Origin of the sequence: Peptoniphilus grossensis ph5 (genome assembly GCF_000311825.1) — a bacterium.
Lineage (GTDB): Bacteria > Bacillota > Clostridia > Tissierellales > Peptoniphilaceae > Peptoniphilus_A > Peptoniphilus_A hominis.
Genome location: NZ_HE978567.1, coordinates 533,097 through 542,790, shown reverse-complemented (window position 1 = coordinate 542,790; position 9,694 = coordinate 533,097). Strand labels below are relative to the sequence as shown.

At 30.7% G+C, this 9,694-nt stretch carries 9 protein-coding genes and 1 tRNA gene; 5 read left to right on the top strand and 5 right to left on the bottom strand.

The window, feature by feature from the left end:
* Nucleotides 1-69: 69 nt before the first annotated feature.
* Genes HGPG_RS06890 through HGPG_RS06875 form a run of 4 tightly spaced genes read left to right on the top strand, consistent with a single transcriptional unit; the run spans nucleotide 70 to nucleotide 2,973 of the window.
* Entirely contained in the window at nucleotides 70-825 is a 756-nt protein-coding gene (locus HGPG_RS06890) for a ParA family protein (protein WP_019125329.1), read from the top strand.
* Nucleotides 818-1,663 carry a ParB/RepB/Spo0J family partition protein gene (locus HGPG_RS06885; protein ID WP_019125328.1) on the top strand — a complete coding sequence of 282 codons (846 nt, stop codon included), beginning with the start codon at nucleotides 818-820 and terminating at the stop codon, nucleotides 1,661-1,663. The genes HGPG_RS06890 and HGPG_RS06885 overlap by 8 nt, the downstream gene beginning before the upstream one ends.
* A 3-nt stretch (nucleotides 1,664-1,666) precedes the next feature.
* Nucleotides 1,667-2,557 carry a PhzF family protein gene (locus tag HGPG_RS06880; RefSeq protein ID WP_019125327.1) on the top strand — a complete coding sequence of 297 codons (891 nt, stop codon included), beginning with the start codon at nucleotides 1,667-1,669 and terminating at the stop codon, nucleotides 2,555-2,557.
* Nucleotides 2,557-2,973 carry a hypothetical protein gene (locus tag HGPG_RS06875; RefSeq protein ID WP_019125326.1) on the top strand — a complete coding sequence of 139 codons (417 nt, stop codon included), beginning with the start codon at nucleotides 2,557-2,559 and terminating at the stop codon, nucleotides 2,971-2,973. The genes HGPG_RS06880 and HGPG_RS06875 overlap by 1 nt, the downstream gene beginning before the upstream one ends.
* A gap of 40 nt (nucleotides 2,974-3,013) precedes the next feature.
* Here the strand turns inward: HGPG_RS06875 and HGPG_RS06870 are convergent.
* Nucleotides 3,014-3,089: transfer RNA gene (locus HGPG_RS06870), tRNA-Thr, on the bottom strand.
* Nucleotides 3,090-3,177: 88 nt separating this feature from the next.
* Here HGPG_RS06870 and glpK point away from each other — a divergent pair.
* Nucleotides 3,178-4,665 (top strand): glycerol kinase GlpK, encoded by a 1,488-nt coding sequence (gene glpK, locus HGPG_RS06865; RefSeq protein ID WP_019125325.1) that lies wholly within the window; start codon nucleotides 3,178-3,180, stop codon nucleotides 4,663-4,665.
* A gap of 56 nt (nucleotides 4,666-4,721) precedes the next feature.
* Here the strand turns inward: glpK and HGPG_RS06860 are convergent, their stop codons facing one another.
* The 4 genes from HGPG_RS06860 to HGPG_RS06845 all read right to left on the bottom strand — a co-directional run bounded on the left by HGPG_RS06860 (nucleotide 4,722) and on the right by HGPG_RS06845 (nucleotide 9,622).
* Nucleotides 4,722-7,214, bottom strand: coding sequence for an ABC transporter permease (locus HGPG_RS06860; protein ID WP_019125324.1), 2,493 nt, complete (start codon nucleotides 7,212-7,214; stop codon nucleotides 4,722-4,724).
* Nucleotides 7,211-7,891 carry an ABC transporter ATP-binding protein gene (locus HGPG_RS06855; RefSeq protein WP_019125323.1) on the bottom strand — a complete coding sequence of 227 codons (681 nt, stop codon included), beginning with the start codon at nucleotides 7,889-7,891 and terminating at the stop codon, nucleotides 7,211-7,213. Before HGPG_RS06855 ends, HGPG_RS06860 begins: the two co-directional genes overlap by 4 nt.
* A gap of 73 nt (nucleotides 7,892-7,964) precedes the next feature.
* Entirely contained in the window at nucleotides 7,965-8,774 is an 810-nt protein-coding gene (locus HGPG_RS06850) for a sensor histidine kinase (protein ID WP_218915211.1), read from the bottom strand.
* A gap of 161 nt (nucleotides 8,775-8,935) precedes the next feature.
* Complete coding sequence (locus tag HGPG_RS06845; RefSeq protein ID WP_019125321.1) at nucleotides 8,936-9,622, bottom strand: response regulator transcription factor; 687 nt, start codon at nucleotides 9,620-9,622, stop codon at nucleotides 8,936-8,938.
* Nucleotides 9,623-9,694 lie beyond the last annotated feature (72 nt).

Sequence of the window (9,694 nt, the reverse complement as noted above, 5' to 3'; positions counted from 1 at the left end):
GGTTTTTTTGCTTAATCTTTCAAAAAATTTTCAAACATGTTATTATTAATAATAGAAATGAGGTAAAAAATGTCTGTTGTAATTACAGTTTTTAATCAAAAAGGCGGAGTTGGCAAAAGCACCACCGTCATAAATTTAAGCTCAGCACTGGCTTTGAGAGGCAAAAAGACTCTTATAGTCGACATGGATCCTCAAGGTAATGCAACATCAGGGCTGGGTCTATACGAGTTTCAAAATATGATTTACGACTTTGTCATTGACGAAGAGATTGATTCAATTTATAAAACTTCCTTTAATAAACTTGACATCATCCCATCTAGTGGTGAATTTGCTGGCGTGGAAATTGAACTTGCAAGATACGATGATTGGCAATACAAGTTGAAGAAGATGATAGATAAAGTAAAAGACGACTATGATTTTGTAATCATTGACTCCCCTCCTTCACTGGGAATCTTATCTATGATGTCTTTAGTGGCAAGCGACAAAATACTCATCCCTGTGCAATGCGAATACTATGCCCTTGAAGGAGTCTCACAACTCATGGATACAATCACTCTTGTAAGAGATAATTTTAATCCAAATTTGAGCATCTTGGGTGTTGTAATGTGCATGCACGATGGAAGGACTAACCTTGCCAATCAAGTTGTGGAAGAAGTGGAAAAATTCTTTAAGGACAAAGTTTTTAAAACTTTTATACCAAGAAATGTTAGGCTGGCAGAGGCACCAAGTTTTGGAATGAACATATTTGATTATGACAGTAAATCCAAGGGAGCAAAGGCATATACAGATCTTGCCAAGGAAGTAATAGGTGAAATAGATGGCTAAAAAAACAGGACTAGGAAGAGGAATTGGAAATTTCTTATCATCTAGCGAAAAAATAAGAGAAGTTATAGAAGAAGAGACTTCAAAACTAATGGAGGTTGACCTAGCTGACATTGTTCCAAATGAAGATCAGCCAAGAAAAAATTTTGACAAAGATGAGTTAAATGATTTATCAAAATCCATTGAAAAATATGGAGTAATTCAACCCCTACTTCTTAAAAAAAAGGATGAAAAGTACGAAATTATAGCTGGAGAAAGACGATATAGAGCTGCAATAGAGGCAGGACTTACAAGCGTTCCTGCTATTGTAAAAGATGTTTCTGACGAAATTTCAAGCAGAATTGCAATTATAGAAAACATTCAAAGAAAAGATTTAAACCCAGTAGAAGAAGCTATGAGCTACAAACACCTTTTGGATTCACAAGATTTGACACAAAAGGAACTTGCAGATGAAATTGGCAAGAGTAGACAATATATTGGAAATACCATTAGACTTTTAAAGCTTGACCCAAGAGTTTTAAAACTACTGGAAGAAGAAAAAATCAGCACATCTCATGGAAAAAATTTGCTATCTATTAAAGATGGCGACAAACAGTACAAGGAAGCTATGAAAATTATCAAACACTCCCTTCCTGTTAACGACAATAGTGGAAACACAAGGGCAGATAAGAGAGAGATTGCGGATATTTTCATGGAAGACCTAAGAAATGAAATTGAGAGAACACTTGGAACTAAGGTAAGCATCAAAAAAAGAGGAAAAATCGGAAAGATTGAGATCGAATATTATGGTGATGAAGACTTATCAAGGATTGCAGATTATATTTTACAGAGGGCTTTGTGACATATGAAGAGATTTTATACAACATATTTAGTATCAGCCTTTTCAGATAGGGCCTTTATGGGAAATTCAACAGGAGTTGTAATTGACGACGGGAGACTCACTGATCTCGACATGGAAAATATTGCCAAAGACATAAATCAATCGGTAATTGTATTTGTAAGAGAACTGGATAGAGACCGTTATTTGACGAGATTTTTTACTCCTCATGGAGAAATTAACTTGTGTGGACACGCCACTGTTGCAACTTTTTATGCTCTCGCAGAAAATGAATATATTAAAAGTGAAGATGAAGGCATAAAGAAAATTATTCAACACACAAAAATTGGAAAGATTCCAGTTGAGCTTGAGTATAAGGATGGAAAAATTCAAAATGTCTACATGAATTTAGATGTTCTCTTAGAAGAAAAATTTGAGGACCAAGATAGAATTCTAAAGATTCTAAATTTAAAGAAGGACGATATTGGACTTGAAATCTGCGAAAACTTGACTATGGAAAAAATTTCAACAGGAACTTGCGACATTCTAGTGCCTGTGAAAGATGAAAGAGCCCTATCTTCAATCGTCCTTGATAAAAAAGAGGCACTAAAAATTTCAGAGGAAGAAAATATAATTTCTATTCACGCCTTTACAACAAAGGATGGAAAAGAAATTAAACAGAGAACTTTTTCTCCAATAATTGGTGAAGACGAAGAGTTTGGAAGTGGCACATCAACTGCTGCAACCATGTATTATTTAAGCTCAAATAAAATCACTGAAGAAAAGAGTTTAACAGCGATACAGGGCGATTACATTGGCAGAATTTCCAAGGTCTATACAAGTATAGCTGATAGAGAGAATAGAGTTCGCGTCGGGGGAAGAGCTTACGTATTTATGAATGGAGTTTTATATATATAATGGCGAGAAAAGGAAGAAAATTAAATAAATCAAAAATTGTTCTCTTCATATTTTTTGTGGTGATTATGTTTTTTGGAGTGAGCCTAGTTTCATCACGAAATAAAATAGTAGATATCAATCCAAAAGATGTAGATTATATTGAAATAATCGGATTTAAGACAGATAATATGAAGACAATAAAGGAAGATAAAACTGTAAATAAAATAGTAAAAGATTTAAATGGTTTGAGAGGAAAACAAGCAAACAAGGACACCAATGCTGAGATTGCAAACTATATAAATGTCTACTTTACAAGCGGAAACAAGATTTCCTTTGTGAAGACTGGACTTACTATTAGAGTAAACAATATTTATTACAATATCAGTTCAAAAGATTCAAAAATGATTGATAATATTATAGAAAAATATGGAAGATAAAAAAAGCTGGCTTTTATAAGTCAGCTTTTCTCATATAAAATGGAGCTGATAGGCGGATTTGAACCGCCGACCTATTGATTACGAATCAATTGCTCTACCAGCTGAGCCATATCAGCAAAGATTAAAATAATTATAGCACTTATTGGAAAAAAGTTAAATTGCAAAAAACTCTATCATTAATGATATAATAAGGATGGTGATTAAATGAAATACATAATGGCATTTGATGCAGGTACAACATCCGCAAGAACTATAATTTTTGATAAAAAAGGGAATCCAGTATCAGTTGCACAAAAGGAATTAATTAAACACTTTCCAAAGCCTGGCTATGTTGAAGAAGAAGCAGAAGACCTTTGGTCAAAGCAAATTGGTACTGCAGTGGAAGCTATGTCTCGTAAGGGAATTGACCCAAAGGATATTGCTGCAATAGGCATCACAAACCAAAGAGAGACGACAATTGTCTGGAACAAAAAGACTATGGAGCCAGTCTATAACGCCATAGTTTGGCAATGTAAGAGGACTTCAAAATATTGCGAAGAGTTAAAAGAAAAGGGTCTTGAAGAAAAAATAAAAGAAAAGACAGGCCTAGTAATAGACCCCTATTTTTCTGCCACAAAAATCAGATGGATTCTTGAAAATGTAGAAGGCGCAAGAGAAATGGCAGAGAGAGGAGAACTATTGTTTGGAACAGTGGAGACTTATCTCATCTATAAGCTCACAGACGGCGAAGTTCACATAACTGACTACACAAATGCGTCAAGAACTATGTTGTTTAACATAAAAGAAAAGAAGTGGGACGACGAACTTTTAGAAATTTTTGATATACCTAAGTCCATGCTGCCAGAAATAAAAAATTCAAGCGAAGTCTATGGCAAGAGCAAGTCAAAATATTTGGGCTGCGAGATACCAATTGCAGCGGCAATAGGCGACCAGCAGTCATCACTTTTTGGCACAGCCTCTTTTGAAAAGGGAATGGCAAAATCCACTTTTGGCACAGGTGCCTTCATACTCATGAATACTGGCGACCAGCTCATAAGGTCACAAAATGGACTTGTATCTACTATTGCTTGGTCCATAAATGGAGAGGTTAAATATGCCCTTGAAGGCTCAATTTTTGAAGCAGGGTCTTGCATTAATTTCTTGAGGGATAACCTTAGAATACTTGACCAAGCAGATGACTCAGAATATATGGCGAGCAAGGTAAAAGACACCAACGACTGCTACTTTATACCAGCCTTTACTGGTTTAGGTGCACCCTATTGGGACCAATACGCCAGGGGATCTATAGTTGGTCTTACAGGTTCAGTCAATAAATATCACATAATAAGGGCAGCCTTGGAGTCAATAGCATACCTAAGCTGCGATGTAGTGGAAGCCATGCAAGAAGATTCAAATACAAAAATTAAATCTTTGAAAGTGGATGGTGGAGTCAGCAAAAATAATTTCTTGATGCAATTCTTATCAGACATTCTTGGAGTTGAAGTCACAAGACCAAAGGTAGTAGAACTTACAGCGCTTGGAGCTTGTTATATGGCAGGACTTGCAGTTGGCTTCTGGAAAAATATTGACGAAATAAAAGAAAACAATGAAGTAGAAAAATATTTTGAGCCAATAATGGAAGATGAAGAGAGAGATAAAAAGATGAAGAGATGGCACGAAGCTGTAAAATATTCCATGAACTGGGCAAAATAAATAGAAAAGAAGAATGAGACCAAGTCGAAATAGACTAGGTCTCCTTTAAATTTAATTTATTTTAAATTATCGATTATGTTATCACGAGATAGCTCTCTCATGCCACTTTTTTGTGCTAAGAGTAAACCAATTATTGTTACAATAAAAATAAATAACAAAGGCATATAATTTATATTAATTAAAATTTCTCTAATAGCAAAATTTACTTCATAAGGACTTCTTTTTGCTCTTGCAAAAACTGATAAGGCAAATACAAATGCATAAATAGCAAGAATTCTTGTAATTAAAAATTTTAGCTCATTATTTATCATTTTTCTAATTTGCGAATCAGTCATACCTGCAGTGGAAAGAAGATTAAATTCTTTTTTTCTAGCTCGCAAATTTCCATGAAAAGAATTATAGGCGTTGGATAGGGCAATAATTAAGAAGATTATTTGAATTCCAAAACTTAATAGATTTTCATTTCGGCTTTGCTCAGAGTCTATAGCTTTTCTTGTGATGTCAGAAAAGATTGAATAATCTGATTTTTGAAAATATGATGTGATTATTTTTATTGCATCTTCAGAAACATCTTTTAAATTTTCCTTTGCTTTTATTTTTACAATAAATTTATTTGCAGGATTAGCTGGATCGTTTCCATATTTTTTTATAAACTCATCAAAAGAATTTTCATTTGTGATAATATAAATTCCAAGTCCTAGATGTTCTTCTAAATTGTAAGGGAATTTTTTTATATTAGATAAATTATTAATATTAATAATTTTTCCACCATCATAATATCTCAGATTTATAGTATTATTTTTTGAGTCAGTTAAAGGAATATATTTTCTAAATTTATAGGGAGTAAAATTATTTTTTGGTGTTTTGTTTAACAAAAGAAAGTTACTTTCTTCTGTCAAATTATTTTCTTTTTTAATTTTGTTAAAATCCTCCTTTGAAAGAGCAAGTATTCTAACAAAGTAATCTTCTGACTGACTTTTATTTTCTAAATCATTTTCAAATTTATTTGATAAGAAATTTTTGTTATCGGATTTATAGAACTTAAAATCTTTTTCTTCAAAAATGTGAATTTCATCTACAAAATTTATATTTTTCAGATCATCAACCATATTTTTATTTAATCTTGAATCAGAAAAAAGATAAGCTTCAAAATTATAAGGGTCATCAAATTTATTATATTTTGCGTTCATGTTTCTATAAGAAACAGATACTAAAAAAACATTCATGGCAATAGCAGATAACAAAATGGCAATGGAAATCACTTTATAAGTATTTTTGTAAGTTTTAAAATAATCCTTTGCGAGAGTTTTTTCTATGCTGCCTTTAATTTTTGATTTGCCTTGTTTTTTCTTTTTGGGATCTAATCCATTTAAACCTTCAACTATATTTATTTTTGAACTTTTTCTAGCAGGCACGATGGCAGAGATATACACCATTAGCAGTGAGAAAAATAAAATTATAAAGATTGATTTAATATCTGGAGTATAGAATTTAAAACCCCTCATTTCTAAATTATCACTTAAAATTTTAGACATATTTTTATAACTTATGCGGTTGTTAATATACATGAGATATGTCAAAAAAATAGCATTTAAGTAAGACAAAAGAGTTCCAACTAAAATGGGAAAAATTGAAATATTAAAAGCCTTTAGCTTCACAAGTTTTTTGGTTTGTTTTTCCGTCATGCCTGAAGATTTTAAGAGAGCAAGCTCTTTTATATCTCTATTATTGTAAACATTAAAGGAGCCATAAATCATAACTGCAAAGAGTAGAATTAGGATAAAGAATAGTCCAAAAGATTCAATAAATGAATTTACAACTCTTTTTGGTGGGATAATTCCCTTTGGAAATATCATCTTTGACTCCAAAAGAGATGCGTTGTAAAAAAGTTGACCCTTGTCTAGGGCTTTCTTTTCATTAATATTTAAGTCTTTTAGAATTTTTCTGGTATTGGTGTAAGTATCTCTTGGATTTTTGTACCAGATATAGGCAAAACAGCTTTCACCCTTTTTAAAATCGAGACCCTTACTATCATCAAAATAAGAAAAAGCAACTGGATCTTCAAAAGAAAAGGAAAAATCTTCGTAAACACCAACAATTTTATAATTTTTCTCATTAATTTTAATGTTTGAAGCAATTTTATAATTTCTGTTTTTATTTAGGAATTGTTTTGTAACAACTATTTCTCTTGAATTTTTTGGATTTCTTCCATCAATTAAGTGAGTGTCTATATTTTCAAGAAAATATTTTGATTTCTCATAGATAATAAGACCTATATCAGTTGAAATTATTTTATCATAATGGACTTTTTCAATATCTTTATTTTTTTCTAATAGATCGTAGGTTTGTTTGTCGATTTCTGAAAGAGAAACTTCATAATCTCCAACTGTGCTTTTTAAGTATTTAATTTGTGATTGTCGCAAATCGCTTAAAATAAATACAATGGTTCCAAGTAAAATTACTGCAAGCAATATAGAAACTCTTGTGGAAAAAGTATCTTTTTTATTGTTTTTGATGGATGAATTTGCAAGGTCACTTATTATTTTCATTGCAAGCCTTCTTCCAACAAAGACAATCTTCCGTCTACCATTTTATAAACCTTATTACAGGCATTTGCAACTTTCTCATCATGAGTTATTATCATGATAGTGGAATTAAGCCTTTGATTCACTAGCTTAAAAAGGGAAATTATATCCTCAGAATTTTTTCTATCTAAATTTCCTGTAGGCTCGTCAGCTAAAACTATGGCAGGTCTTGTTATAAGACTTCTTGCTATGGCAACTCTTTGCTGTTCGCCGCCAGATAGTTCTCTTGGAAATCTATTTAACTTATCCTTTATCCCGAGAATCGAAAGGATTTCATCAAAATATTCTTGGTCAACTTTTTTGTCGTCTAAAAGTATTGGTAACAAAATATTTTTTTTAACATTAATATTTGGAATTAAGTTAAAAAACTGATATATAACTCCAATATTTCGCCTTCTGAAAATTGTAAGATCTTCCTTATTAAGTTTTGTAATATTTTTATCTTCAATAAAAATATCTCCACTACTTGGCTTGTCAACACCAGCAAGAAGGTGGAGGAAAGTTGATTTTCCAGAGCCACTGTCTCCGATTATAGCAACAAAATCACCTTTAGAAAGATTAAAATTCACATCAACTAGCGCTTCTACTTTGACTTCAGCATCGTAAACTTTTGTCAAATTATTTGTCTGTAAAATAAACATATTTGCCTCCTTTTCCTCATATTAACAAAATAAAGTGACTAGTCAGTGACACATATAATTAAGAATTATATAGTTATTTATAAAATCTCATCTCGAAAGTATTATAATTTTTTTCGCGATTATAAATTAAGTCGCCATTTTCTTTATTTAATATAGTTTTTGCCATTGGAAGTCCAATGCCATAGCCTTGACTGTTTGGGTCAGATTTATAAAATCTCTGCATAGCTTTTTTCAAATCATCCTTACTCATACCTGATGAGAAATCTTTGACAAGGATGCTTTTAAATACATTGCTTTCTCTAAGTATAATTTCGATATTATTCTCTGGGCTTGCTTCAATTGCATTTTTGCAGATATTTAAAATTGCCTCATGGGTCCATTTTTTATCGCAATTTAAAATAAAATCATCACCAAAAATTTTAACTTCATAATTTTTTAGACCAAAGTAAGAATCTAAATCCTCTTTTACACTTTTTAGCAATTCCAAGACATTTACATACTCTAAATTAAACTTTGTTATATCAGAATCAAGGGAAGCCAACTTTAAAAGAATGTCTGTCAGATTTTCAAGCCGATTTATATTATTTCTTATTAACAAAATATATTCATCTATATTTTCTTTGTCTTCTTCAATTAAATCCAACATCAACAGAATTCCTGTTAAGGGAGTTTTTATTTGATGGGCAAGATCTTCTGAGTAATCTCTTAAAACCTTTTGCTTCTCTTTTGAATTTTCAATTATATTTTTATTTTCTAAAATAATTTTTGTAATTTCATCTTTAAGTTTTCCAAATTCACCATCATTTTTTTTATAAACTTCCTTGTTTGGATTTAAAGAGTGAATTAAATTTATAATTTCGTCAATTTGATCATTTATTTTCATATTTTTATTTCTTTCAAATAAAAATAGAAAGGCAAAAATGAAGATATTCAAAAATATAAAATAAAAAAGAGTAATCATGTCAAATCGTGGACTTATGCAAACGATAAGCATTGATAAAATAATATTAAAAGCAATTAAAAATAAATATTTTTTATAATTTTTCATTTTTTTACGCTCTCTTCAATATCTAGTTCAGACCACTTATAGCCAAATCCTCTTATAGTTTTAAGGTATTTTTCATAATCAGGACCCAATTTTTTTCTAAGTCTTTTAATTGTTACAGAAAGAGTATTATCATTTATTTCATAAAAATCATTTTGCCAAATGTTATCTAAAATAAAATCTCTTGGCAAATTTTCATTTTTGTGTGCGATAAAAAGTTTTAAAAGGGCATATTCTTTTATATTTAAATCCAAATTTTTGCCGCTTAATTCTGCAGACTTAATATCATCATTTAAAGTCAGGTCTTTAAAAATAATTTCTGTTTTATGCCCAGTCCTTTTCAAAACATTTTCAATTCGAGCTTTCAAAACAGGAAGAGAAAAAGGTTTTGATATGTATTCATCTGCACCTTCTGAAAATCCTTTTAGAATATATTTTTCATCATTTTTAACGGTTAGCATTATAATAGGAATTTTTGAAAAACTTCTCACATAGTTCAAGTAATCAAATCCATTTCCGTCAGGTAGATTTACATCTAAAATAATTAAATCAAATTCATTTAAAGAAAGACCTTCAGTGGCAGAAATAGTTTTAAAAATTTTTACGGAATATTTAAATTTTTCAAGATATTTTTTTATAGCAAAAGATATTGTATTGTCATCTTCTAACAAGAGTATTTTTAACATATTATCTCCTTTATTCTTATCTTTAATTTTATTATATATTATTAATTTAAAAATCCAAAAATATTATGGTAA

Coding starts and splice junctions, on each gene's coding strand:
- HGPG_RS06890 (WP_019125329.1), top strand. CDS start 70: ATGTCTGTTGTAATTACAGTTTTTAATCAAAAAGGCGGAGTTGGCAAA.
- HGPG_RS06885 (WP_019125328.1), top strand. CDS start 818: ATGGCTAAAAAAACAGGACTAGGAAGAGGAATTGGAAATTTCTTATCA.
- HGPG_RS06880 (WP_019125327.1), top strand. CDS start 1,667: ATGAAGAGATTTTATACAACATATTTAGTATCAGCCTTTTCAGATAGG.
- HGPG_RS06875 (WP_019125326.1), top strand. CDS start 2,557: ATGGCGAGAAAAGGAAGAAAATTAAATAAATCAAAAATTGTTCTCTTC.
- glpK (WP_019125325.1), top strand. CDS start 3,178: ATGAAATACATAATGGCATTTGATGCAGGTACAACATCCGCAAGAACT.
- HGPG_RS06860 (WP_019125324.1), bottom strand. CDS start 7,214: ATGAAAATAATAAGTGACCTTGCAAATTCATCCATCAAAAACAATAAA.
- HGPG_RS06855 (WP_019125323.1), bottom strand. CDS start 7,891: ATGTTTATTTTACAGACAAATAATTTGACAAAAGTTTACGATGCTGAA.
- HGPG_RS06850 (WP_218915211.1), bottom strand. CDS start 8,774: ATGAAAATAAATGATCAAATTGACGAAATTATAAATTTAATTCACTCT.
- HGPG_RS06845 (WP_019125321.1), bottom strand. CDS start 9,622: ATGTTAAAAATACTCTTGTTAGAAGATGACAATACAATATCTTTTGCT.